The organism is Piscinibacter gummiphilus, from assembly GCF_032681285.1.
GTDB classification, from domain to species: domain Bacteria; phylum Pseudomonadota; class Gammaproteobacteria; order Burkholderiales; family Burkholderiaceae_C; genus Rhizobacter; species Rhizobacter gummiphilus_A.
The window spans coordinates 2,771,239-2,793,634 of the sequence record NZ_CP136336.1; the positions used below are offsets into that span (position 1 = coordinate 2,771,239).

Sequence of the window (22,396 nt, forward strand, 5' to 3'; positions counted from 1 at the left end):
CGGCTACGTGGGGCGGACCTACACCCGCCGCTGCGTGAAGAGTCGGCTGCCTAACGGACGTACTGCGGCACGCACACTTCCGGCGGTACCTCCAGCCTGTGCCATCGCAGCATCTTGGAGACGTAAGGCATGGTTCCGATGAACCGTTGCTGGTAGTGGCGCGCGCTGTCGCGCAGGCGTTTTTCACCGACCTCGTTCGCCAGCCAGAGCAGGCGCACCCGGTCGTCTCTGCACGTGACCCGAACACCGTAGTTGTCCTCGGGCAATCGATCCACGCTCATTGGAGCCTTTCGTTGTCTTCCCGCAATTCGGGCGACTCTACGAAGCGATTTATGACGCCAGGCGAACATGTAGATGACAAACGTGTCATCTAGGGGCGGGTTTGGCTCAGCGCGCAGCTGTCCCAGGCTTGCGGCCGTGGGTGTCCCCACCGCGCGGCCTGGCACGGTCGGCGCCCGAGCGGTTCGATGCCCGGGTCAGCTCACCCAAGATCCCGCAATCCTTGGCGGGGCGCGCATCACCGCATTGGTCGCGCAGCTGTCTCAGCTCACGTTCAAGGGCCTTGAGTTCGCGGATGCGGTGCCCAACGTGTCCGATGTGCTCATCGAGCAGGCTGTTCACCTCTCCGCAATCCTCGTCGGGCGCGTCGATAAAACCGAGCAGGCGGCGGATCTCGTCCAGCGTCATGTCGAGCACGCGGCACTGCCGGATGAAGGCGAGTCGCTGCACATGGCGCTCCTCGTAGACGCGGTAGTTGCCAGAGCTGCGGCCCGGCGCGGGAAGCAGACCTTCGCGCTCGTAGAAGCGGATCGTCTCCACCTGGGTCCCCGTGTGCGTTGCAAGTTCGCCGATCTTCATACGAGGCTCGTGTTGGAAAGACTTGACTTTATACCGGGTACAGGGTTTCAAATGCGAACGGGAATCATTGTCCTTTACCAAACATGACCGCATACCTCTCGCGCCGATTTCTGGCGTTCGTACTTTCCGCCTGCGCGTTGGTTGCTCCGCTGCGGGCCGCAGACGCGCCTTCGGGGCAAGAACAGCAGATTCGTCAGCTCTGGCAGCTCCTGGACTACGTGGCCGTCGACTATCCCGGCGCGGTCGCGAACGGGAAGGTGACCAGCGAGGTCGAGTACCAGGAAATGCGTGAGTTCAGCGACAGCGCCTTGTCGCAGTCCAAGGTGCTGCCGCCGCATGCGTCCCGTGCCCAGCTGGTGGGACTGGCCGAGCAGTTGCGCGAAGCCGTGCAGCAGAAGGCACCCGCCGAGCGGGTAGCTGCGCTCGCGCAGCAGGCCAGCGGTCTGCTGCTGACGGCTTACCCGATACCGGTCGCACCGCGGGTGGCGCCTGACCTTGTCCAAGGACAGCGTCTGTACCAGGCGCAATGCGCCACCTGTCATGGTGCAACGGGTGCCGGTGACGGGCCAGCCGCCAAGCAGCTTGAACCAGAGCCGATCGACTTCACAGACAAGGAACGGGCCCGTGCCCGTTCGGTACTAGCGCTTTACCAGGTGACATCGCAAGGTGTCGAAGGCACGTCGATGCCGTCGTTCAATGCGCTGCCAGAGCAGGACCGCTGGGCGCTGGCGTTCTACGTCGGCACGCTTTCATTCGACGCAGGCGCCAAGGAGCGCGGCGCGACGCTGATGCAGCAGGATGCGAAGGCACGTGCTGCCTTGCCGGATCTGGCGTCCCTCACCACGGCCACGGAAACCGCGCTTGCTCAGCGACTGGGCGCGCAAGCTGCCGACGTGCTGGCCTTTGCGCGCAGCCAGCCTCAGGCCATCGCGGGCACCCAGGCAACAGGCATCCCGCTCGCGCGTGAACAGATGCGCGCCAGCCTGAAGGCTTTCGAGGCAGGGAATGGTACCGAGGCCACCCGCCTGGCCTTGTCGGCCTATCTGGACGGGTTCGAGCCGCTGGAAGCGGCGCTGGAGTCGCGCAACAAGGACTTGCTGGTCGACGTGGAGCGAAACATGCAGCTGTACCGGGCAGCGATCGCTGCGAAGCAGGCCAACGCGGTGGCGACCAAGGCCCGCGAACTCGACCTGTTGTTCTCGCGCGTGGAAGACGAGTTGAGTGCCGGCCGAGTGGACGCCACGACCAGCTTCGTCGCCGCACTCACCATCCTGCTGCGAGAAGGTGTGGAAGCGCTGCTGATCGTGGTCGCGATGATCGCCTTCCTCCGCAAGGCCAACCAGGCTCAGGCGCTCCGCTATGTCCACGGTGGCTGGATCGCAGCACTGGCCGCCGGGGGAGTCACGTGGGGCATTGCGACTTACGTCGTGGGTATCAGCGGTGCCAGCCGAGAAGTCACGGAAGGTTTGTCGTCGCTCTTTGCGGCGGCGGTGCTGCTGTCGGTCGGTTTGTGGATGCACCAGAAGAGCAGCGCTGGGCGCTGGCAGGCCTATTTGCGCGACAAGCTGTCTGCCGCGATGACTCGGCGCTCTGCGTGGGCCTTGTTCCTCCTGGCATTCGTGGCCGTGTACCGCGAGGTTTTCGAGACGGTGCTCTTCTTCTCCGCGCTCGCCGCCGATGGGCATAGCTCTGCGTTGCTCGCCGGCCTGGCAGTCGGGCTGGTGCTGCTGGCCATCATTGCGGCGATCTTCTTGCGTACCAGCGCCCGGATGCCCATTGGCAAGTTCTTCTCGCTGAGCTCGATCCTGGTGGCGGTGCTCGCCGTGGTGCTGGCCGGCAAGGGCATTTCGGGTCTGCAGGAGGCGGGCTGGCTCACCGCCACGCCGGTGGGAGGTCTGCGCGTGCCGGCCCTGGGCATTTACCCCACGCTGCAAACCACCGCCGCCCAGTTGACGGTACTGCTGGCAGCGCTCTGCGGATTCAGTCTCAACGTGCTGCAGAACAGGAAGCAGATCCGTCTTAGTCCTTGAGAATGTCGCGAATGTGCTTCTCGTAGATGGCCTCGACGCCGGACTCGTATCCAAGGTGGGAAAAGCGTACGCGGCCTTTGCGGTCGACGATCAACGTTGCCGGCATCGCGCCCATGTCGTATAGCCGCGTGACGTTCTTGTCCGTGTCGAACAGAACGGGGAACTTGACGCCTACGCGCTCGGCCATGGCCGCACCGACTTTTCGGTCTTCGTCGATGTTGACCCCAAGCAAGGTGAAGCCGGCTGAACGGTACTTTTCGTGGAGGCGGACCAGGTGCGGCATCTCCAGCCGGCACGGCGCGCACCAACTCGCCCAAAAATTGATCATGACGACACGACCTCGGAGGTCTTGCAGCCGCACTTTGCTGCCGCTCAGCTCGTCGAGCGTGAAGTCCGGGGCTTCGACCCCAACGGGGACCTTTGCTGAGGCGTTGAAGGAGATCGTCGACATGACGACAAACAGCATGCATACCAGACTCATGCAGAGCCCGGTCGCCACAGGCCGCACCGGTGCGAATTCGGTGCCACGGTGGATGATGTTCATGTCTGTCTCCTTGGTAGGTTGAGATCGGGAATCGGCCAGGACGTGGGTGTCGTTTCCCCAGGTCACATCCTTCGTTGCTCTCGGTCAGCCCGTCGCGGGTGTCCTCAACGGATTGCAATCGCTGTACTAGGTCCAGAGTCAAGCACTACGATGAAACAGTCCGTTTTTTGAGCGCCGAACTCAGGCCTTCAACCTGCGCTCAGAGAGTCGGGGGCGACCCTATTGGCGGCGCGTTGCCTCGTCGGCAACACACTGCAACACCGTGTTTCCAGCGCCCCCTCGCGGGGCGACCGGACACAGGTCTTGAATGGCGGGGACTTTCAGCCGCTTGACTCTGTACCGACTCCAGGCCCAAGAATCGCGCGTTGATCCCACTTCCCACGCTCAACATGGACCGCCGTCATTTCTCGAAAGTCGCAATCGCAACACTCGCTTCCACACCGATATTTGCCACTGCTCAGGCACGAGTGATCGAAGGCACGCACTTCGTCGCGATCTCGCCGCGCCAGCCGACTCGCGACCCCAAGCAGATAGAGGTGTTGGAGTTCTTCGCGTATGGCTGCTCGCATTGCAATGCGTTTGAGCCTGCTATAGACGAGTGGCAGAAGAATTTGCCAGCCGATGTACTGTTCCGCCGCATTCCAGTCGCGTTTAGAGAAGTGCCTTTCGTGATGCACCAAAAGCTCTTCTTTGCGATCGAAGCCCTCGGCTTGGTCGAGCAACTGCACCGCAAGGCCTTCACAGCCATCCATGTCGAACGCCAGCGCCTAGAGACACCGAAGGAGATTGGCGACTTTGCGGCCAAGAATGGCGTAGACAGAACTCGCTTTGTGGACATGCTCAACTCGTTCGTGGTCGCCACCAAAGCGAAGCAGGCGACGGCGCTGGCGGCGGGCTACAAGGTCCAAGGCACACCGTCCATTGGTGTTGATGGGAGGTGGCTCACATCGGGGTCGATGGCGGGATCGAACGAACAGTCGTTGGCCGTGGCGGAGCACTTGATCAGCGTTGCAAAGAAGCGTGCTTAAGCGGGGCGCCATGCGGGTGCCATCAAAAACACTGCCCTTATGACGCACAGCTTCCTACACCAAGCGATCAGTGCGATCGTCTTCGGAGTCTGCGCAAGCGTCGCTCAAGCTCAGCTATTGGGAAACGCCGGAGGCTCGAGCGTCGTGACGACCGAGCGAACGCGCGCGGAACTGGTGGCTCACGCCCCAGAGGGGCTGGGGCCGAACAAAAAGGTGTGGCTAGGGTTGCGGCTCGCCCACCAACCTGGCTGGAAGTCGTACTGGTTGAATCCTGGCGACGCTGGGTTGCCGACACGCTTGCAATGGGACCTTCCGCGCGGAATGCTGGCCGACGAGATCAGCTGGCCGATGCCGACCAAGTTCCTGTTGGGCTCGCTCGTCAACTACGGCTACGCGGGCACCGTGTTGCTTCCGGTCCCAGTGCGCTTCTCGCCCGAGTTTTCGCTGGACGACCACATGTCCGCCGGTCTGCAGGTAAGGCTCAAGGCGCAATGGCTTGTATGCAGCGACGTGTGCATACCCGAAGAGGGAGAGTTTGGCCTGCGTATCGCACCCAACAGCAGTCACGTGTCCGATGGGGCAGCGTTTCAGGCAAGCTTGGGCGCGCAACCACGTGTGGTCAGCGGCAGCAGTCGCATCGACATTGACGGCAACTCGCTCGTCGTTCGTGTCGGCGGGCTGACGGCTTCTCTCGTCGGGCAAAAGCTCGACCTCTTTCCTGAGTTACCGGGAGTCATCAATGCTTCCGCGTCGTGGTCCCAAAAGTGGGAGGGGAACGTCTGGACCGCTCGTGTCCCGCTTGCCGTACAGCGCTCGGATAGCCCGGAAACAGTACCGATCGTGCTCACGAGTGCGGAAGGAGGCTGGCGCACGGAAGCCAGAGTCTTCGGCGATTGGCCGGCCGCCATACCGACTGGGGGCATCACCGCCGCACCTTCGCACGGCGAGGCCGAAAGGATGCGGCAACCGGAAGCAACCAGCTTGACCATCTGGCTGGCGCTGCTCGGGGCGTTCATTGGCGGCCTCGTCCTCAACCTGATGCCGTGCGTACTTCCTGTGCTTGCGATCAAGGTGCTAGGGTTCGCCCGGCACGGTACAGACGCTAAGGGACGGCGTGTCGACGGCTTGGCCTACGCTGCCGGTGTCGTGTTGTCATTCGTGGCACTTGGTAGCTTGGTCGTTGGCCTGCGAGCTGCCGGTGAACACGTCGGCTGGGGATTTCAGCTCCAAAGCCCTTCGATGATCGCTGCCCTGGCGCTCCTCTTCACGATCATCGGATTGAATTTCGCCGGCGTGGTCTCGTTCGGACGCCTGATGCCGGCATCGTGGTTGGCGTACCAAGCGCGCCACCCAGTGGTGAACGCGTTCCTTTCCGGTGTGTTGGCGGTGGCCGTTGCATCGCCGTGCACCGCGCCTTTCATGGGGGCGGCACTTGGCTTTGCCGTCACATTGCCAACGCTGCAAGCCACCGCAATCTTTGCCGTCTTGGGGCTTGGGATGGCAACGCCCTATCTGCTCGCCGCTTGGACCCCCGCAGCGGCGAGACTGCTGCCGCGACCTGGTGCCTGGATGGACACGCTGCAGCGACTACTGGCGTTCCCAATGCTCGCAACCGTCGTGTGGCTGCTTTGGGTGTTGGGAACACAGACCGGGCTCGATGCAGTCATCGCCACCCTGTCGCTGTTGGTGGCGACGAGCCTGTTGGGTTGGGCAACGAGTCTGCGTGGTACCGCGCGCGCCGTCATCGGACTGCTGGCCATGGCCGTCTTCGCGGCCACGTCCGCGCTGGCCTTGCGAGAGATCCGAGCGGGCTCGGTCGGTCACCCTGCGGCCAGTCTTGTCGCCGGCTGGGAGCCATGGCACGCTGGCAAGGTCGATTCGATCTTGTCTCAGGGCAAGCCGGTGTTTGTCGATTTCACGGCTTCTTGGTGTGTGACTTGCCAGTACAACAAGAAGTCCACACTGTCCGATCCCGCCGTCTTGGCGTCGTTTCGAGAGAGGAACGTGGTACTGCTGCGGGCAGACTGGACAAGGCGCGATGCGAGCATCACGGCAGCTCTGGCCAGCTTTGGCAGAACCGGCGTTCCCCTGTACGTGCTCTACGCACCTGGAAAGGACCCGCAGGTGCTGTCGGAAGTTCTCACCGACACTGAGTTGATGTCCGCGCTCTCGGGCTTGTCCAAATGAAGCGGTACCTCCTTCCCCTTCTCGTCTTCCTGGTGATGGCCGGTTTCCTCGCGGCGGGCTTGCAGCTCAATCCGCGTAAAGTGCCTTCGCCGCTCGTCAACAAACCAGCGCCCGCGTTCGACCTGCCGCAATTGCATGAGCCGGCATTGCGGGTCACCGCGCAAGAGATGAAGGGGCAGGTCTGGGTGCTGAATGTCTTTGCGTCGTGGTGCACACCGTGCCTCGAAGAGCACCCCTACGTGATGCAACTTGCCAAACAGCCAGGCATTGCGGTGGTCGGACTTAGCTACAAGGACCAGCCCGAGGCTGCCAAGCGTTGGCTGCGCAAGCACGGTGATCCCTATACCAAGATCGCCGTTGACTCGGATGGCCGCGTCGGTATCCACTATGGCGTGTACGGCGTGCCTGAGACCTACCTGATCGACAAGCAGGGCGTGATCCGCCACAAGCAAATCGGTCCGATCACGCCGCGGGAGCTGAAGGACACCATCCTGCCCATGTTGGCCGATCTCAACGGGTGAGTCGGCCCGAGCGGTCGCGTCGAGTTCAGGCCGGCCAGGCGATCCAGCCCGCCTCGGAGGTCAAGAGGATCAACGAACCAAAAACGATTCGGTACCAGCCGAATGGGCTGAAGTCGTGCGTCGACACATAGCGTATGAGCCAGCGGATGCAAACGAGTGCACTGACAAATGCCAAGACGGTACCGGTGGCGAACAGAGGGGCGTCCTCGACCCTCAGTGCATTGCGGTGGTGCCACATCGAATAGCCCGCCGCTGCAAACAGGGTTGGAATGCCAAGGTAGAAGCTGAACTCCGTGGCCACCTGCCTGGGCAAGCCGAGCATCATCGAACCGATGATCGTGGCACCCGAGCGACTGGTACCGGGAACCAGCGCTGCACATTGGACCAGCCCGATGCGCAACGCGTCTTTCGCGGTCAGATCTTCCACGGAGCGGATGTCGGGGCGCCGGGGAGTGCTAGAGAGGCGCCGCCGATGCGAACGTTCCACCACCAGGATCACAACGCCGCCCACGAGGAACGCTGACGCCACCGTGGCCGGGTTGAACAGGTGGCTCTTGATAAGCGAGCCGAACAGCAGGCCCGAAATGGCCGCCGGTATGAAGGCAATCAACAGATTGAGAACGAACCGGCGACGCACTGGATGGGAAGCAAAGCCCAAGGCGGTGGCGAGCAGTTGCGCGCGGTAGTGCCAGACAACAGCGAGCATTGCGCCGGCTTGAATGGTGATTTCGAACACCTGCACTGCGTGGTGATCAAAAGCTAACAACGATGAGGCCAGGATCAGGTGCCCGGTTGAAGAAATGGGAAGAAATTCGGTGAACCCTTCCACGACACCAAGCACAGCGGCCTGCGAGAGCAACAACAAATCCATGATGATGCTGCCTCTCTTCAGGGGGTGCCGCTGAGCGGAAGGCCGTCGGCCGTGAGCGTTGGGTTGAGGCGATCGTCGCAAACGATGCGTGCTCCGCGCAGTAATGCCGGCCGCACGCCGAACGTGGCGATGAAGGTGCGTGTCAGGTGTGCGCTGTCGGCGAAGCCGGCCAGGTGAGCGGCTGCGGTCAGTGTCGACCCGTCGGCGAGCACGCGAACCGCGCGCTGCAACCGCAACCAGCGCACATAGGCTCGAAACGACAGCCCCGACACCTCCGCGAACCAATGCATGAAGCGTGAAGGGGACAGGCCAACCGCTTTGGCTGCGTCGTTTGCTCGCAGCGTGCCATCCAGCCCCGCTTCCATCCAGCTGAGAACACCTTCCCATCGGGGAGTGGCGAAGTGCGCTGGAAGCTGCGCAGTCGGCAACGGCTCGCCTTGCAGCCACGCATGCAACTGGTTCTCGAGATGAGTGGCTTGCATCGTGGTGATGGGAGACACATCCGGCCGAAGCCCCATGGAGGGCGCTCCCGCGGGTTCCTCAAACACCATCCGCACCGGCCGCTGTGCTGACAGCTTGTGAGGAATGCCGGCTCCGATGGCGTGGCCAGATGCCTCCATCGCACCCCAGGCGCCCTCTAGCAGCAGTGTGCCGTGTTCGCACCACGCGAGCTGCGTTGCTTGGTGCCGGTGCGGCCGGCCGGGTTCGAGCGGACCCGCATAGACGGCCCAGCCGCGGCCGATGATCAGCAATGGCCGGCTGGATGTGACCAGTTCATCCATTGGCGTCGTGCAGCGGCGTTTTGCCAAAGAACGCGTGGGCGACCATCGATGCGGCGCCGAGGGTGATGCCAACATCGGCCATGTTGAAGGCCGGCCAGTGATGCGGGCCCCAGTGCACGTCGATCCAGTCCACCACGGCGCCGCGCACGATCCGGTCGAACATGTTGGCCAAAGCACCGCCGAGGATCAGGCCGAAGCAGATTCGCTCCGTGCGCGGCGTTCCGGCACGCCGGATCATGAAGACCAGAAAGATCGATACCACGAACGCGATGACGATGAAGAAGATCCGCTGCCAACCGCCGGCGTCGTGAAGAAAGCTGAATGCCGCGCCGCGGTTGAGCACATGCACGATGTTGAGTATCGGCAACCATTCGATGGCCGTGCCGTACTCGACCCAGGCAACGATGACCGACTTGGAGACCATGTCGATCGACAACACCAACGCCGCCAGCATGAAACCCAGGCGAACGCCGCGCTCAGCCGGCATGGTCACCATCGCGGGGCGCCGGGCGGCCCAACAGACGCAGTCCATTGAAGACGACGACGAGACTTGCTCCCATGTCCGCCAGGATGGCCATCCAAAGGCTGGCGTAACCGGCGAAAGCGAGTCCCATGAAGATCGCCTTCGTGCCAATCGCGAAAGCGATGTTGGCTTTGAGCACGCCGCCCACCCGGCGCGACATCGCGATGAACTCGGGCAGCTTGCGCAAGTCGTCCTGCATCAGCGCCACGTCCGCTGTCTCGATTGCGGTGTCGGTGCCGGCTGCCCCCATGGCGAACCCGATGTTCGACTTGGCCAGTGCGGGTGCGTCATTGACACCGTCGCCCACCATGCCAACCGGACCCTGGGCGGCCAGTTTTTCGATCGCCGCCAGTTTGTCGTGCGGCAGCAGGTCGCCGCGAGCGTCGGTGATCCCAACCTGTGCAGCGACGGCTTCAGCCGTCTTGCGGTTGTCGCCGGTCAGCATCACAGGTTCCACCCCGAGTCGTTTCAGCTGGGCGATGGCCTCCTTGCTGCTGTCGCGCACCGTGTCGGCGACCGCCAGGACGGCCAGCGCCTGCTGGTCGGTAGCGAGCACTACTGCCGTCTTGGCTTGGCTTTCCAGCTTGTCGAGCAGCGCACGCACCGCTTCCGAGGCCACACCCAACTCGACCGCCAGACGCTGATTGCCGATGTAGTAGCGTTGGCCGTCGATGTCGCCCTTGACGCCACGACCTGCCAACGCCTCGAAATTCTGGACGGGCGCATGCGGTTCGTTTCCATACCCCGCCACGATGGCGGTGGCCACTGGATGCTCCGACAGCGCATCCAGGCTCGCGGCGATGCGCAGTACCTGCGCCTGCGTCAGTGATGCCAATGGCACCGTGTCGGTCAGCGCCGGTCGACCGTGGGTCAGCGTACCGGTCTTGTCGAGGGCCACCGCACGAAGGAGACGTCCCTGTTCGAGGTAGAGGCCACCCTTGACCAGGATGCCGCGGCGAGCCGCCGCGGCCAAGCCGCTGACCACGGTCACCGGTGTGGAGATGACCAACGCGCAGGGACAGGCGATCACCAGCATCACCAGCGCTTTGTACGCCCAGTCGAACCACGCGCCGCCAAAGAAGAGTGGCGGGATGACGGCGATGGCCATCGCCAGTGCAAATACGGCAGGGGTGTAGACGCTCGCAAAGCGATCGACGAAGCGTTGGGTCGGCGCGCGTTGGCCCTGCGCTTCCTGCACCGAGCGCGCAATGCGGTCGAGCGTGGTCTCACCCTTGCGCGAGCGCACCTCGAACTCCAGCGTCCCGCGCTCGTTGATCGTGCCCGCAAAAACAGTGTCGCCGCTTTTCTTCTCGACCGGCATGCTCTCGCCGGTGATGGGCGCCTGGTTCACCGAGGACGCCCCTGATGCAACCACACCATCGAGCGCGATGCGTTCGCCCGGACGCACGCGAACCATTGCGCCGAGGGGGACCGACTCTGCCTGGACCTCTTCCCACCGCCCGTCGGCTTGCCGCACAAGCGCCGTCTCTGGCGCCAGATCCATCAGCTTGCGTATGGCGTTGCGCGCTCGATCCAGGCTCAACGCCTCGATCATTTCTGCGATACCGAACAACCAGATCACCACCGCAGCCTCTGGCCATTGGCCGATCAGCGCAGCGCCAATGACGGCGATCGTCATCAGCAAGTTCATGTTCAGCGACAGTGTGCGCAGGGCGATCCATCCCTTCTTCAAGGTCTCCAGGCCGCCCAGCGCAATGGCAGCCAGGGCGGCGGAGACCACCGGCAGCGACGATTCGCCCAGGCCAGAGAACGCCATGACCTCCGCGCCGATCGCAAGCACCCCGGCAGCCGCCATGCGCGCCCACCGAGCTTTCGAGATGCCGGTCCCAAATTCGCTGGTGACTGCAGGTGCTGGCCGATGACTGTCCTGCAGGACTGGCGACATGCCCAGTCGTTCTATCGCTGCGGCGATCGGAGCCTGGTCCGGCAGCGTGTGGCTGACGGTCAGCCGGCGGCCGATCAGGTCGAAATGCAATGCGCTGACGCCAGGCATGTTCTCCAGCGCTTTGCGCAGCAATGCTTCCTCGGTCGGGCAGTCCATCTTCTCGATGAGGTACACCGCCTGTCCGTTCGGACTCGATCCCGCCTCCCGTTCGACAGTCGCCTGCATCCCGATCTCGCGCAAGGCGTCAAGAATGGGCGCCGGATCGCCAAGTCGGTGCTGCACGCCCAGGCGGCGATGGATCAGGTTGAATTCGAGCCGGTCCACCCCGGTCACCTTAGCAAGGTGTTTGCGGATCAGTGCTTCCTCGGTCGGGCAGTCCATGTTCGTGATGACGAACTGGGTCGTGTTGCCGCTGGCTGCCGGCGCGAATGATGGCTCGGGTTTGCCGCACGGACCACAGCCGGCCTGCACGTCGCACGCCGGTGCTGCAGCCTCGGCTTGGTCCGCCAAGCGGGCGTGCATGCCGATCGCGTGCAGGTGCTCGAGGATGGGTTGAGCCGAGGGCAAAGTGTGCTGGACGGACAAGCGGCGAGCTGGGAGGTCGAACGCCAGCGTGCTCACGTCGGGTAGCACTCCAAGCTTTTCCCGGATTGCAGCCTCTTCGTTGCGGCAGTCCATGTTCGGAATCGTGAAGACGTCCGTCGACGGCACTGGCGTTGCGCCGCAACCGCCAGAAGAACAAGCGGAGGAACCGCAGGAGCTCGGCGCAGCGACAGCCACTTCCAGGGCGGCCTCCATCCCGATCTCGGTCAATGCGCTCAGCAGCGACTGGGGCGTTGCCAGCGAATGCTCGATCGTCAAGCGTCGTTGCGGGAGATCAAAGGCCAACGACCGGACCTCGGGCACTTCGGCAAGCCGGGCGCGGATGGCCGCCTCCTCGTGGCGGCAGTCCATGTTAGGGATCCGAAACGCGGTGGACGTGCTGTCGGAGCCTGTGGCGCTCTTGAGCGCACCGGTCGCATGAGACTGATCGAATTTCATTATTTGCCCGTTCCTGTTTTGCAGCATTGCACACCCTGAAGTGGGTACGGAGTCAAGCCACATCTTTGTGTTGAGCAGCCTTCTCATCCGCTTCGGCTGCTTCAGCCAGGATCTCCCTGCCGCCGTTGGCTGCGACCCCCGAAACCACCACACCCAGCACCAAGTCCGGCAGGTTCGACCCCCAAAACATCACAAGCGCGCCGGACAGGACGATGGCTAGGTTCACGATCGAGTCGTTGCCCGTGAAGATCGCGGACGCCTTGAAATTGACGTCCTCCCCACGGTGGTGCTTCAAGAGCCGCAGACAGACGATGTTCAGCCCCGCATTGACGGCGGCCATGGCCATCATGGCAGGCCCAATGGGCGGTTCACCCCCGAAAAACCGGCGTAGCACCTCCACCAGCAGCAGCAACGCCAGGCCGATGAGCAGCCAGCCGGAGAGCCGGGCGGCACGGACCTTGATCGCCGGCGACCGGCCCACGGCATAGAGGCTGACACCGTAGACGGATGCGTCGGCCAGATTGTCGAGCGCCGCACCAATGAGTGCGGTTGAAGATGCCCACACGCCAACACCCACGCCCGCTAGGCATTGCCCGAGATTGATCAACAAGACGAGCGTCAGGATCCGACGGTCAGCCGCTTGGCTTGCGTCCAGGTGGTGTGCTTCGTTGTCGGCGCAGTTGTCGCTCATGGCACGTCCTTCTGATGGTCACACCGCGATGGTGTGTACCCGAAGGATTGCAAGCCCTGTACTCGGTACAGAGTCAAGGCATTGGCGAATAGCCCGTTTGTTCAAGCGTGCTTGGACTGGTTTCGAAACACTCCCAGCGAACAGTCGACAAGGAGTTCTCGTGGCAATACGTTCCCTGGTCCGTTGGGGCGCCTACCCAGCCGTCATGGCCCTGGCGGTCCTCGGTGTGGCACTCGCACCGTCGAAAAGCATTCCGCTTGCGTGGCTCGCCGGCGTCGTGGCGTGCGGCTTGTTGGCGGTGGCTTTGCTTGAACGCGCAGTGCCCTTCGATCTCCAATGGCAGGTGGCGGACTCGGATTTCGCGGCAGACGTCATCCATGCGTTTGTGAACCTGGCCGTGATGCACGCTGCTGTCCTCGGTTTCGTACTGCTGCGATCAACGGCTGGCTGGGAGGGCTTGTGGTGGCCAAGCGACTGGCCCTTCATTGCCCAGGTGTTCCTCGCGGGGCTGCCGTTGGACCTGTCGCTGTATGTCGTTCATCGCATGAGCCACCGCTACGGTGTTCTTTGGCGCCTGCACAGCATCCATCACTCGTCGCGGCGGCTCTACTGGCTCAATGGAGAGCGCCGGCACCCGTTGCACGCCGCCTTGATGGCAGGCCCGGGCTTGGTCGTTCTCGGCATGCTGGGTACCCCGGCCGAAGTGGTGGGGGGGTGGTTTGCGATTCTCGGTGTTCATCTCGCCTTTCAGCACGCCAATGTGGACTACCGCGTTGGTCCTCTGCGCCATCTGCTCGGTGTTGCGGAACTCCACCGGTGGCACCACCGAGAGAGGTTCGAGGACGCTCAGGTGAATTTCGGCGAGTTCTGGCTTGTCTGGGATCGCCTCTTTGGAACCTTCTATCAGCCATCATCTTCTCTTGGTCGAGTCGGCATCGAGGGCGATCCGGTTCCTCACGGCTATGGTCAACAGCTGCGTTACCCCTTTCTCGCGGACCACGAAATCCGGCGGAAATGAAATCGGGTGCGGAGGCTCACGAGCTGCGGCGAGGCGCCTGTAACGTGAAGTCCACGCTTCGCTGATCGTCAGGCGCGACACGCCTCCGGTGTGCATCCAGAATGGTGGGCATGGGGCATGGGACCATTGACGACTACCTGCAGGCTGCAGATCGCGAAAGCACACTGCGCAGCTATGCCGCCTGCATTCGCCACTTCGAGCAAGAATGGAAGGGGCTGCTGCCGGCATCGCGGCTGCGTCCGAGAAGCCACCGCAGGCGACACAACCTAGCGCTCACGCAGGTTTGCAGCAGGTGGTTTGGTTGCTTTGCATAGGAGGGCACTTGCGAGTCCCGAAGGAGCAGAAGACGCAGCAATCGCCGGGCTTGGGCGTCAGTAGCGTCTTGCAGGACTCGCACTCATAGAACCACACGCACGCGTCGACGGGCATCGCCTCATCCTTGGCATGACCGCAGTGGGGACACGTCAGCCTGCTCTGCAGTTCTTTCATTTCGCTCATTTCCTGAGAGACAGTAGGTCAGCAGCACTTAGGACTTTGAACGACTCTCGCGTTTTCCGCCGGGACGGCCAGGTCCTCGAGGATGGTGCAGTCGACCGCTGGGCCGCCAGCACATGCGGCCTCGCAGCTGCATACGAATGCGCTCAGGCTCGCTTCCAGCGCCCTGAGTTCATCCAGCTTGCGACGCACCTGTTCCAAATGCGTGGCAGCGATGTCACGAACCTCCACGCACGGCCTCTCGGGTTGGTCGACCAGGCAAACGAGGTCACGCACCTGGTCAATGGAGAAGCCGAAGTCTCGGCACCGTCTGATGAAGACGAGGCGCGTGACTGTCGCCTCGTCGTAGCTTCGCTGTCCGGCGTCCGTCCGCTTCGCCGGGGGCAGCAAGCCGATTTCCTCGTAGTACCGAACGGTCGGTACCGTTGCGCCCGTACGCCGCGCGACCAAGCCGATGGATAGATTTGCGCTCATGACCACATGTTAGGGTCAGCCACAGGCGCCTGGTGCGCAACCGCAGCGCCTTGACGGCACTGCCCGCGGTAAGAATTGGTCGAACAGCCAGCGGGCGTCCCGTTCCAGCCCTTCAGGCGCCCGGATGGTCAGCGCGACGGTGGCTGGCCCACCTTCGAGGTTGAACTCGAGGAAGCTGCAGCAGTCCTGTTCCCCGGCAACGATGCGTTCCAGTTGTGCCTTGGCGTCATGCTGGTACGTCAGGCGAAGGGCACGCTCGCTCAGGTGGTGCGAGATCAGGTGTTGCTCGGTGACCTGTCGAATCCACGCCAGGCGCTCCGACAGCGCAGCCGTTGGCAAGGTGCATGCGAGGGGTGCGTCAGGCGCTGCGCGCATTGCAAGCTCCTTCACAGCTGGAGGTATTGGCGGTTTGGCGTTGGCTTCGGCGCTTCCACCAAATGAACCCGCCGCCCACAGCAGCCAGGCCAAGCAAGATGGCTCCTGGCACCGCGAATTCATCGGCGCACGCCAGCAACGCAGAACCCGCGGCCGCGAGGGTGCCGGTGCCCACGGTTAGCGCTGCGGCCCCACCAAGAAGTGGGACTGCGCAGCAGGCGGCACAGGCCGCGCCAACGCCCAAAACTGCTTTCCAAGGTCTCATCGCCAAGTCTCCGATGCTTGGGCACAACGCCCACACCAAGACGGTAGGACCTCAAGTGGCTTGAGGGTCAAGCGCTCGACCGAAAATCGCTTCCATGGACCTGCTCAAGACCTTCCTTCTGTTCGTGGCTACGGCTGTCGCGGAAATCGTGGGGTGCTACCTGCCTTACCTGTGGCTCAAACAAGGCAAACCGGTGTGGCTGCTTGTTCCGGCTGCAGGAAGCCTGGCGCTGTTTGCCTGGCTACTGTCGTTGCACCCGACCGCCACCGGGCGTGTCTATGCTGCCTACGGAGGCGTCTATATAGGCGTTGCGGTTCTATGGCTCATGGTGGTCGACAAGGTTCGACCGACAACCACGGATTGGCTGGGCGTTGCCGTCAGCCTCGCTGGCATGGCCATCATCATGTTTGGCCAGCGGCCGGCCGAATAACCAAAAGCTCATGTGCACAGGCGAACCCCACTTCAAACTTCCAGCACTCGTCTGAACCTCATCATCCATCGCCGCTCTACCAGCGGCGGACTCGTCAGCCCGCCGGCGGCGACATAGAGGCTTCCGGCTCCCAGTTGACTCGGTGACCGGCGTTTGTTGCGTCATGTCGCGCGTCATCTTCCGAATGCACGTAGATGCTCGTTGTGGCCAGGTTGGCGTGCCCGAGGTTGTCGCGCACCGCCTTCAAGTCGACCGAGTCGCTCTGGTGGCTGCCAGCCGTGTGGCGCAGCCAGTGCGTGGAGGCGCGCTCGATGTGCGCGGCGGCGGCTTCATGCTCCGGTCCGCGAACCCGCAGGCGGGTGGCGGTCTGGCGTACAACGTCCTTGACGATCTCGTGCACGGCGCTGCGTGCCAATGCCTTTGGCTCGCCGATAAGGGAGCGCAACAACGGAGAGTCGTCGCCGGCCGTCGGTAGATCTGAGAGCCCGCAGCTGCGGCGGTAGCGAATCAGTTCAGCCATCAGTTCGTCGGTGGCAGGCACCAGCCGCGTCTTGCCGCCTTTTCCGGTCACCTCGAGCCACCAGCGTTGCCGGCCATCGGGGCTGCGCCGGCTGAAGAAGCCAATCATCGTGGTGAGGCAGGCCTCGGAGACCCGCAGCCCACCGATGTACAGAAGCGAGAACAGCCAGCGCGTGCGGGCGGCACGCGCGGCGTCGCGCTCTGAATCGGTGGGCATGCCACTGATGGTGGTCTTGACCTCATGCCAGTGCTCGTGCGGCAGGAAGCGGCTCATGCGGGCGGCGCGGGGCGCAGCCTTGCGACGGCTGAGTGCCAAAGGGTTACCAGCGAGATAGCCGGCCTCGACGAGCCAGTTGAAAAGGCCGTTGAGGATCGAAAGCGCTTGGCGCTGCGATCCTGGGCTCAGCGGCCCGGCGAACGGCCGCCACAAGGGCGATGACCTCGGCTGGCGAGCTCCGGCAGCCATCACCCAACGCTCAGCCGGCTGGGGGTTGGCCAGAAAGCGCTGGTACACGAGCAGATCTTCGTGACTGAGATCTGACAGCGCCCGCCCGTGCTGGACCACGCACCAAAGCAACAAGCGTTCGGACTCTTTGCGGTAGTTCGCCAGCGTTGCCGGTGAGTCGGCGAAACGCGCCAGCCAACTTAGGACCGCCGAGCGATCGTCGGCCGCAGCGATTTGGCTTCTACCTCGTGCGCGATTGGCGCCGCTGGCCCCCGAGAGGGTGCAAGGTACTTGGAGACTGTCCAAGGTGACGAGGTCAGACACGAGCGGCGTTTGGAAGCGGCGGCGTAGACATTATGGACATTAGAGTACTTATGTCCATAGATTCGCCGGAAGTGTTAGATAGTCAACGTAATACGTCGTACTATCAACCAATGAGCACCGAGAACGAGATCCTGGCCGAAGTCGAGTCGCTGAAGGCGCGTTTCAGCGAAACGAAATCGCTCTACCGCGAGGTCTGTGCGCTGCTGTTCTTCCGGTACGGCATCACGCCCACGACCAATAAGCTCTACCAGTACGTGCGCAAGGGCACGATGAGCACCCCGGCGGAAGCGCTGAGCAAGTTCTGGGATGAGCTTCGCCGCAAGGCGCGAGTGGAGATCGACCATCCCGATCTGCCCGAGGAGCTCAAGGCGACGGCCGCCGAGGCGATCGCCGGCATCTGGCACCACGCCATCGCGACCGCCCGAGGCGAACTGGAAGTCCTTCGGATCGAAGCTCGCGCGGAACTGGACGAGGCGAAGCGAGAACTTCAGGAGGCCAACGCGGCGGTCGAAGAGGAGCGGGCACGAAACGAGGAACTTGCATCTTCCATGCGTACCGCCAACGAGACGGCGCAATCGGCACGCACCGAGCTTGAGGCCGAGCGCCGTGCACACACGGGAACCGCGGCACGGCTGCAGGAGGTCCAAGCCCAGCTCGGCCAAGCCCGTGAGCAGCAGCAGCGCCTTCAGGACGGCTTCAGCGCGGAGTTGGCTAAGGTGCGCGACGCTGTGACCCAGGCCGACCAGAGGGCTGCGGCGGCCGAGCGCCGCGCTCTGATGGAAGTGGAACAGGAGCGACAGGCGCGTGCCAAAGCCGACAAGCTAGCAGAGGCATTGCGCGGCCAAGTGGCGATGCTGGAAGCACAGGAGCGCCGCGAGGGTCTGGCACACGCTGAGGCCGTGGCCCGCCTCCAAGCGCAGGTCGACTCGCTCAGTTCAGCGGCCCAGCACCAGGGCGCGACGAACGAATCGTTGGAAATCCAAGTCGCGCAGTTGCGTGACCAGCTCCAGGCGAGCCAGCAGGAGACAACCCGGTACCGAGCCGAAGCCGAGACCGTTCAGGCGCTACTGAACCGGCTTACGCCAAGTTCGGCCCCCAAGGCGCCACGTCAGAAGCGGACGACGCCGTAGTAAAGGCTGCGGGTAGTACCGACCGAGTTCGACAGGCAGATCTGGCTGACCGCTGTCCGAAGCAAGCCTGCCGCCGTCACGCCTATCGATTCAGCACGTCGAAGCCGGACTCGCGCTGCTGGATCAGCTTCCGACCTCACCCTCTGGCTTCTTGGACTTCGTGGACGTGCGCTTGCGCGCCGAGGTGGTCTTGGCCGCGGTACCGGCGCCGGGTTCCTTCGGCCCTCCCTGTTGCTTCAAGAGGACCTCTGTCGACAAAATGAGTTGGCGCCCGTAGGTTCTGGCAGCGTCCCAGACCGCATCTTGACGGACGGCCAATAGCATGTAGGCAGCGTGACCTGCCGCGACGATCAACACCACGATGATGCGTTTGCCTTCTGCGGATCGCAGATCCCAGGCCGAGTACCAAAGCATCGCGGTGCAGATGACCACCACGCCGAGGTTCAACAGAAGTGCCAGCCATTTGACGCCGAGCAGATTGCGGCGGAAGCCGTAGGTCACGTTCTCGCCGAACAGCAGCGCAAATTTCTTCGTGTCGCGGGTTTGCTCACGTAGCCAGACGCCGCATTGGTCATAGAACGAATCAGCTGCACCAACGTCCGCTTGCTCCGCTTCAAGGCCGGGAACGGGCTTGCCAAGTTTGGCGGCCAAAAAAGTCCGATAACGTTCCTTGGACCCTTGGTCGATCGTCGGGTCGCTGTACCGGAACATGGTGACTGAAGGCATGCCACCTTTCGAGGCGTACAACTTGCGCTCCACAGCCCGTCCTCGTTCTCTTGCGAAGTCCGCGATGGCGAAGAGAAGGACCACCAACGCCAAAGTTGCAACCGTGTTGGACAGCTCGAGTGACTTCCAGGAAATCAGCATTGCGATGGCGGCCAGGGCGGGCGAGGCGGCAATGCTGGCGGGAAAAAGCCTGGCGCGCATTGAGTAGGCGTCGAAGACCTTGAGCATGCTGATCATGGCGCTTCGACCTTCACCGCGAACTCTTCCGGCACCGCTGGCCTCATCTGGTCGTGTCCCTTGCCCTTGTAGTGAGAGATCCAGCCGTTCTTGTTGGTGTACACCTTGTAGCCCCGACGAATAAAGGCGTTTTTCACTTGTCCGCGCGGATAGTCGTGTTTGCCAGCTCCGATGGAACAGAAGGAGACGCCAACGACGGTGCCTTCAGCCTTGCGGGGTCCGAGCCATCGATCGAGCACCTCGGGGGTGACGTTGTGTCGGCTCCCGTGATGGGGCATCTGCACAAAGCGCGGACGATTCAGGCCGAGTTCGGCTGCGTAGTCCGCCGCTTCTTCCAGACCCTGCGGGCCGACATCAGCGGTTAGCAGCACGTGATCGTCTGGCGCAAGCTCAGCGTATTGCACGACGCAGCTTTCATTTGACGCCGACGTCGGTGGCTGCGGGTTACTGGAAAGTGTCTCGACGCTCCAGTTCTCTTCCAACCATTTCTTGGCGGCCTCGACGAGCGCTTTGAAAATGCCTGAACGCTGTATGCCGGCATCCTCAGTCCGGTACGAGGTGGGTGTTTTCTCGAAATCTGGAATCAGTTCTACGTAGCGCTTGCGCGACGGCGCAAGGACCCTGAACTTGCCGATCTGAGCTCCCTGGAAAACCTCGTGGATCTGCGCTCCCTTCTTGAGTGCGATTTCTTCCAACTCGACAAGGTAGGGATGCCGCTCCTTAATGTCCGCAATCAATCCCTCCAGGGTGAAGTTCCCATGGAAGTGGTGGAGGACCTCGTGCGCGTACAGCCAAGGACGGTTCATCCACAGGTGGTTGACCCTAAAGTGTTCCAGCACGCCCACCAGCCCGCAGGCGTGGTCGTTGTCTGCATGCGAAAGCACCATGTGGTCGATGAAGTAGCCCGGATAGTGCTTCTCGATGTGCTCGATGATGGTGTCGGCTGTGTCAATTCGGCCGCCGTCGACGACATGAAGCGTATTTCGAGTGGTTTCATCGCCATACCGGACGACGATGGCGTCGCCATAACTCTCCCCGACCGGCAGGAAGTCGACTTCGTAAGACATGTGCGCTCCCAGATGAACGCTCACGGCCTCGAGGGCTGAGAGCGGCGGCACCAAATGTTTGTGGTGGAATGTGCCGCGTAGGTAATAAGTCAGGAGCTTATGGCGCAGATGCGGTTCGCAACGTCGGAGCCTTCTCAAACTTCGGGCATCTACTACCCCTCGCTCAAGGGAAGGCCTCGGTGCCACCGGGCATCCGAGTACACTTGTTGCACCGGTCACACAGGAGAAAGCATGAAGCCAACCTCACGCATTCCCGCGGTCCGCGAAGCAGCAAAGGCGGCCACTGGCCACTTGCAGTACTACCAAACCATGATGCAGCAAGCGAAGACGTCCAGTCAGCCGCTGCCGCGTCAGCCGGCGCCGCCGGCGAACGGCAACAAGAAGTAGGACCAAGCACAAGAACGAGCCACCCCCGAGGGTGGCTCTTTTTTTTGGAGGGGCAATGCTCTAGACGAAGCCTGATTCCGCGCGAGTGGTGCCAGAAGAGGGCCGAAACTCTACCGGGGGGCGAACGCCGTTCAGACAGGACTTCGGACGGCTGCTGCACTCACCCTGCTTTCGTCGCCTTCAAGGAAAGACTCAGCTCTTCCCAACCCACGAGTCGGACTTTTTCCGCAACCGACTCACCCACTCGTTGGAGGTGGCGCAGGTGGCCAAGGCCATCGCATTGCACATCAACGCGACGGTCGCTGAGTTTGAAGACGATCCCATTGACACCGACTTGGTCGAAATGGCGGCCCTCGCCCACGACCTCGGCCACCCCCGTTCGGGCACAACGGTGAGGAGGCCCTGGACGATTGCATGAAGCCTTGCGGAGGTTTCGAAGGGAACGCACAGACACTTCGGCTGCTGGCGCGAATCGAGAAGAAGACCTTCCGCGGGAGCGATCCTCACGACAGTCAGGGCACGTATTGCGGCATCGGTCAGGATGGCACCGACTACCGCGCTGGGCTGAACCTGACGTTCAGAAGCCTGGCCGCGGTCCTGAAGTACGACAGGCCGATTCCGTCATGGCGACAGACGGGCGACAAGCTGGCGAAGGGCTACTACCAGTCTGAAGCGCCGCTGGTCGACGAAATCAAGCGAATGGTCGGCGCGCCGCCCGCAGAGGTGCCGTTCAAGACCATCGAGTGCCAGATCATGGACTTGGCCGACGACATCGCCTATTCGACGTACGACCTCGAGGACGCCATGAAAGGCGGCTTCACACACCCGCTGGCGGTGAGAGCCAGTCTGTCGAGCAACCCGGAACTCGTGGGGCGCGTCTATGCCAAGGTGGTCGACGCCGTTCCGGACACCACGGAGGCCGAGGTGTTCGCCACGCTTCAGCATCTCTTCGATCTGAGCGGAAACGGTGACGGAACACCATCCGGCGATCCCGCGGCCGACGCGCTCTACGCGTATCACCAGTCCACGTTGCTGGCGTCACAAGGCAAGCTGCGCGTCGGATTCACATCGCATCTGGTGGGAGACTTCATCAACGGCATTCGCGTTCGACCACGCGCTGGCCGCGCCAGGAAGTTCTCAGCGGTGGAGCTCGAGCGGGGGATCTTGTTGCAGATCGAATCCTTGAAGCACCTCAACTACCAGACGATGATCATGTCGCCGCGCTTGAAGGTGGTGGAGAACCGCGGCTACGACCTGGTGTGCGAGATCTTCAACAGCCTCAGCAAGCCGGATGGGCATCACCTCCTTCCGGAGGACTACCGGCTCATGTACCACCGAGCCGCCAACGACGCGGATCGGCAGCGGTTGTTGTGCGACTTCATCGCGGGCATGACCGATCGATACGCCGCCGAGTTTCACAGCCGAATCTCCGGCACCGGAGCCTCGATCTTCAAACCGCTTTGAGTGGCGCCGCACCGGAGCCACTGGCGAACGAAGTTAGGCTATCGATAGGTATTTCCTA

Annotated in this window: 24 protein-coding genes; 10 read left to right on the forward strand and 14 right to left on the reverse strand. The window is 62.7% G+C overall.

Annotated elements, in window-relative coordinates:
* Positions 1-50: 50 nt before the first annotated feature.
* Together RXV79_RS13010 and cadR are read right to left on the reverse strand one after the other, a co-directional pair.
* Positions 51-275, reverse strand: coding sequence for a hypothetical protein (locus RXV79_RS13010; RefSeq protein WP_316703905.1), 225 nt, complete (start codon positions 273-275; stop codon positions 51-53).
* 112 nt (positions 276-387) lie between these two features.
* A complete protein-coding gene (cadR, locus tag RXV79_RS13015; RefSeq protein WP_316703907.1) occupies positions 388-858 on the reverse strand; it encodes a Cd(II)/Pb(II)-responsive transcriptional regulator in 471 nt (156 codons plus the stop codon).
* Between the two features lie 83 nt (positions 859-941).
* Between cadR and RXV79_RS13020 the strand changes: the two genes are divergently transcribed.
* The gene (locus RXV79_RS13020; RefSeq protein ID WP_316703909.1) at positions 942-2,888 is read left to right on the forward strand and encodes a cytochrome c/FTR1 family iron permease; all 1,947 of its coding nucleotides are present in this window, start codon (positions 942-944) and stop codon (positions 2,886-2,888) included.
* Here RXV79_RS13020 and RXV79_RS13025 read toward each other — a convergent pair.
* Positions 2,878-3,432, reverse strand: a complete 555-nt coding sequence (locus RXV79_RS13025; protein WP_316703911.1) for a TlpA family protein disulfide reductase — start codon at positions 3,430-3,432, stop codon at positions 2,878-2,880. The two genes, RXV79_RS13020 and RXV79_RS13025, sit on opposite strands and share 11 nt — an antisense overlap.
* A 389-nt stretch (positions 3,433-3,821) precedes the next feature.
* Here RXV79_RS13025 and RXV79_RS13030 point away from each other — a divergent pair, with 389 nt between their 5' ends.
* The 3 genes from RXV79_RS13030 to RXV79_RS13040 are packed head-to-tail and all read left to right on the forward strand — an operon-like array spanning position 3,822 to position 7,168.
* Positions 3,822-4,460, forward strand: a complete 639-nt coding sequence (locus RXV79_RS13030) for a thiol:disulfide interchange protein DsbA/DsbL (RefSeq protein ID WP_316703914.1) — start codon at positions 3,822-3,824, stop codon at positions 4,458-4,460.
* Between the two features lie 39 nt (positions 4,461-4,499).
* Positions 4,500-6,647: a protein-disulfide reductase DsbD family protein gene (locus tag RXV79_RS13035; RefSeq protein WP_316703916.1), complete on the forward strand. Its 2,148-nt coding sequence runs from the start codon at positions 4,500-4,502 to the stop codon at positions 6,645-6,647.
* Positions 6,644-7,168, forward strand: coding sequence for a DsbE family thiol:disulfide interchange protein (locus RXV79_RS13040; RefSeq protein WP_316703918.1), 525 nt, complete (start codon positions 6,644-6,646; stop codon positions 7,166-7,168). The genes RXV79_RS13035 and RXV79_RS13040 overlap by 4 nt, the downstream gene beginning before the upstream one ends.
* 25 nt (positions 7,169-7,193) lie before the next feature.
* Here the strand turns inward: RXV79_RS13040 and RXV79_RS13045 are convergent, their stop codons facing one another.
* Genes RXV79_RS13045 through RXV79_RS13065 form a run of 5 tightly spaced genes read right to left on the reverse strand, consistent with a single transcriptional unit; the run spans position 7,194 to position 12,982 of the window.
* The gene (locus RXV79_RS13045) at positions 7,194-8,039 is read right to left on the reverse strand and encodes an undecaprenyl-diphosphate phosphatase (protein ID WP_316703921.1); all 846 of its coding nucleotides are present in this window, start codon (positions 8,037-8,039) and stop codon (positions 7,194-7,196) included.
* 17 nt (positions 8,040-8,056) lie between these two features.
* A complete protein-coding gene (locus tag RXV79_RS13050) occupies positions 8,057-8,821 on the reverse strand; it encodes a helix-turn-helix transcriptional regulator (protein WP_316703923.1) in 765 nt (254 codons plus the stop codon).
* Positions 8,814-9,317, reverse strand: coding sequence for a signal peptidase II (gene lspA, locus RXV79_RS13055; protein ID WP_316703926.1), 504 nt, complete (start codon positions 9,315-9,317; stop codon positions 8,814-8,816). Before lspA ends, RXV79_RS13050 begins: the two co-directional genes overlap by 8 nt.
* Positions 9,298-12,291, reverse strand: a complete 2,994-nt coding sequence (locus RXV79_RS13060; RefSeq protein WP_316703928.1) for a heavy metal translocating P-type ATPase — start codon at positions 12,289-12,291, stop codon at positions 9,298-9,300. The genes lspA and RXV79_RS13060 overlap by 20 nt, the downstream gene beginning before the upstream one ends.
* 52 nt (positions 12,292-12,343) lie before the next feature.
* The gene (locus RXV79_RS13065; protein WP_316703930.1) at positions 12,344-12,982 is read right to left on the reverse strand and encodes a cation efflux transmembrane domain-containing protein; all 639 of its coding nucleotides are present in this window, start codon (positions 12,980-12,982) and stop codon (positions 12,344-12,346) included.
* 205 nt (positions 12,983-13,187) lie between these two features.
* Here RXV79_RS13065 and RXV79_RS13070 point away from each other — a divergent pair, with 205 nt between their 5' ends.
* Positions 13,188-14,000, forward strand: a complete 813-nt coding sequence (locus RXV79_RS13070) for a sterol desaturase family protein (protein WP_316703932.1) — start codon at positions 13,188-13,190, stop codon at positions 13,998-14,000.
* Between the two features lie 273 nt (positions 14,001-14,273).
* Here RXV79_RS13070 and RXV79_RS13075 read toward each other — a convergent pair whose 3' ends face one another.
* The 3 genes from RXV79_RS13075 to RXV79_RS13085 are packed head-to-tail and all read right to left on the reverse strand — an operon-like array spanning position 14,274 to position 15,437.
* On the reverse strand, positions 14,274-14,489 hold the full coding sequence (locus RXV79_RS13075; RefSeq protein WP_374685009.1) for a GDCCVxC domain-containing (seleno)protein: 216 nt from the start codon (positions 14,487-14,489) through the stop codon (positions 14,274-14,276).
* Positions 14,490-14,516: 27 nt separating this feature from the next.
* Positions 14,517-14,969, reverse strand: a complete 453-nt coding sequence (locus tag RXV79_RS13080; RefSeq protein ID WP_316703937.1) for a MerR family transcriptional regulator — start codon at positions 14,967-14,969, stop codon at positions 14,517-14,519.
* A 15-nt stretch (positions 14,970-14,984) separates the two neighbouring features.
* Positions 14,985-15,437 carry a hypothetical protein gene (locus RXV79_RS13085; RefSeq protein WP_316703940.1) on the reverse strand — a complete coding sequence of 151 codons (453 nt, stop codon included), beginning with the start codon at positions 15,435-15,437 and terminating at the stop codon, positions 14,985-14,987.
* Positions 15,438-15,703: 266 nt separating this feature from the next.
* Between RXV79_RS13085 and RXV79_RS13090 the strand changes: the two genes are divergently transcribed.
* Positions 15,704-16,039: a YnfA family protein gene (locus RXV79_RS13090; RefSeq protein WP_316703942.1), complete on the forward strand. Its 336-nt coding sequence runs from the start codon at positions 15,704-15,706 to the stop codon at positions 16,037-16,039.
* 94 nt (positions 16,040-16,133) lie between these two features.
* On the opposite strand, the gene RXV79_RS13095 is transcribed toward RXV79_RS13090, so the two are convergent.
* Complete coding sequence (locus tag RXV79_RS13095) at positions 16,134-17,327, reverse strand: tyrosine-type recombinase/integrase (protein WP_316703944.1); 1,194 nt, start codon at positions 17,325-17,327, stop codon at positions 16,134-16,136.
* Between the two features lie 110 nt (positions 17,328-17,437).
* Here RXV79_RS13095 and RXV79_RS13100 point away from each other — a divergent pair, with 110 nt between their 5' ends.
* Positions 17,438-18,457 carry a DNA-binding protein gene (locus tag RXV79_RS13100; protein WP_257824100.1) on the forward strand — a complete coding sequence of 340 codons (1,020 nt, stop codon included), beginning with the start codon at positions 17,438-17,440 and terminating at the stop codon, positions 18,455-18,457.
* A gap of 123 nt (positions 18,458-18,580) precedes the next feature.
* On the opposite strand, the gene RXV79_RS13105 is transcribed toward RXV79_RS13100, so the two are convergent.
* Together RXV79_RS13105 and RXV79_RS13110 are read right to left on the reverse strand one after the other, a co-directional pair.
* A complete protein-coding gene (locus tag RXV79_RS13105; RefSeq protein ID WP_257824099.1) occupies positions 18,581-19,420 on the reverse strand; it encodes a hypothetical protein in 840 nt (279 codons plus the stop codon).
* Complete coding sequence (locus RXV79_RS13110; RefSeq protein ID WP_316703948.1) at positions 19,417-20,487, reverse strand: ComEC/Rec2 family competence protein; 1,071 nt, start codon at positions 20,485-20,487, stop codon at positions 19,417-19,419. The genes RXV79_RS13105 and RXV79_RS13110 overlap by 4 nt, the downstream gene beginning before the upstream one ends.
* A gap of 231 nt (positions 20,488-20,718) precedes the next feature.
* On the opposite strand from RXV79_RS13110, the gene RXV79_RS13115 reads away from it, so the two are divergent.
* From RXV79_RS13115 to dgt, 3 genes are all read left to right on the forward strand, one after another.
* The gene (locus RXV79_RS13115) at positions 20,719-20,874 is read left to right on the forward strand and encodes a hypothetical protein (RefSeq protein ID WP_257824095.1); all 156 of its coding nucleotides are present in this window, start codon (positions 20,719-20,721) and stop codon (positions 20,872-20,874) included.
* A 262-nt stretch (positions 20,875-21,136) separates the two neighbouring features.
* Positions 21,137-21,292 (forward strand): HD domain-containing protein, encoded by a 156-nt coding sequence (locus tag RXV79_RS28165; protein WP_374685008.1) that lies wholly within the window; start codon positions 21,137-21,139, stop codon positions 21,290-21,292.
* Positions 21,289-22,338 (forward strand): dGTP triphosphohydrolase, encoded by a 1,050-nt coding sequence (dgt, locus tag RXV79_RS13125; RefSeq protein ID WP_257824091.1) that lies wholly within the window; start codon positions 21,289-21,291, stop codon positions 22,336-22,338. Before RXV79_RS28165 ends, dgt begins: the two co-directional genes overlap by 4 nt.
* Positions 22,339-22,396 lie beyond the last annotated feature (58 nt).

What these genes read in the sequence shown, in the direction of transcription:
- cadR (WP_316703907.1), bottom strand. Translation starts at nt 858, where the DNA reads ATGAAGATCGGCGAACTTGCAACGCACACGGGGACCCAGGTGGAGACG.
- RXV79_RS13020 (WP_316703909.1), top strand. Translation starts at nt 942, where the DNA reads ATGACCGCATACCTCTCGCGCCGATTTCTGGCGTTCGTACTTTCCGCC.
- RXV79_RS13025 (WP_316703911.1), bottom strand. Translation starts at nt 3,432, where the DNA reads ATGAACATCATCCACCGTGGCACCGAATTCGCACCGGTGCGGCCTGTG.
- RXV79_RS13030 (WP_316703914.1), top strand. Translation starts at nt 3,822, where the DNA reads ATGGACCGCCGTCATTTCTCGAAAGTCGCAATCGCAACACTCGCTTCC.
- RXV79_RS13035 (WP_316703916.1), top strand. Translation starts at nt 4,500, where the DNA reads ATGACGCACAGCTTCCTACACCAAGCGATCAGTGCGATCGTCTTCGGA.
- RXV79_RS13040 (WP_316703918.1), top strand. Translation starts at nt 6,644, where the DNA reads ATGAAGCGGTACCTCCTTCCCCTTCTCGTCTTCCTGGTGATGGCCGGT.
- RXV79_RS13045 (WP_316703921.1), bottom strand. Translation starts at nt 8,039, where the DNA reads ATGGATTTGTTGTTGCTCTCGCAGGCCGCTGTGCTTGGTGTCGTGGAA.
- RXV79_RS13050 (WP_316703923.1), bottom strand. Translation starts at nt 8,821, where the DNA reads ATGGATGAACTGGTCACATCCAGCCGGCCATTGCTGATCATCGGCCGC.
- lspA (WP_316703926.1), bottom strand. Translation starts at nt 9,317, where the DNA reads ATGGTGACCATGCCGGCTGAGCGCGGCGTTCGCCTGGGTTTCATGCTG.
- RXV79_RS13060 (WP_316703928.1), bottom strand. Translation starts at nt 12,291, where the DNA reads ATGAAATTCGATCAGTCTCATGCGACCGGTGCGCTCAAGAGCGCCACA.
- RXV79_RS13065 (WP_316703930.1), bottom strand. Translation starts at nt 12,982, where the DNA reads ATGAGCGACAACTGCGCCGACAACGAAGCACACCACCTGGACGCAAGC.
- RXV79_RS13070 (WP_316703932.1), top strand. Translation starts at nt 13,188, where the DNA reads ATGGCCCTGGCGGTCCTCGGTGTGGCACTCGCACCGTCGAAAAGCATT.
- RXV79_RS13075 (WP_374685009.1), bottom strand. Translation starts at nt 14,489, where the DNA reads ATGAAAGAACTGCAGAGCAGGCTGACGTGTCCCCACTGCGGTCATGCC.
- RXV79_RS13080 (WP_316703937.1), bottom strand. Translation starts at nt 14,969, where the DNA reads ATGAGCGCAAATCTATCCATCGGCTTGGTCGCGCGGCGTACGGGCGCA.
- RXV79_RS13090 (WP_316703942.1), top strand. Translation starts at nt 15,704, where the DNA reads ATGGACCTGCTCAAGACCTTCCTTCTGTTCGTGGCTACGGCTGTCGCG.
- RXV79_RS13100 (WP_257824100.1), top strand. Translation starts at nt 17,438, where the DNA reads ATGAGCACCGAGAACGAGATCCTGGCCGAAGTCGAGTCGCTGAAGGCG.
- RXV79_RS13105 (WP_257824099.1), bottom strand. Translation starts at nt 19,420, where the DNA reads ATGATCAGCATGCTCAAGGTCTTCGACGCCTACTCAATGCGCGCCAGG.
- RXV79_RS13110 (WP_316703948.1), bottom strand. Translation starts at nt 20,487, where the DNA reads ATGTCTTACGAAGTCGACTTCCTGCCGGTCGGGGAGAGTTATGGCGAC.
- RXV79_RS13115 (WP_257824095.1), top strand. Translation starts at nt 20,719, where the DNA reads ATGAAGCCAACCTCACGCATTCCCGCGGTCCGCGAAGCAGCAAAGGCG.
- dgt (WP_257824091.1), top strand. Translation starts at nt 21,289, where the DNA reads ATGAAGCCTTGCGGAGGTTTCGAAGGGAACGCACAGACACTTCGGCTG.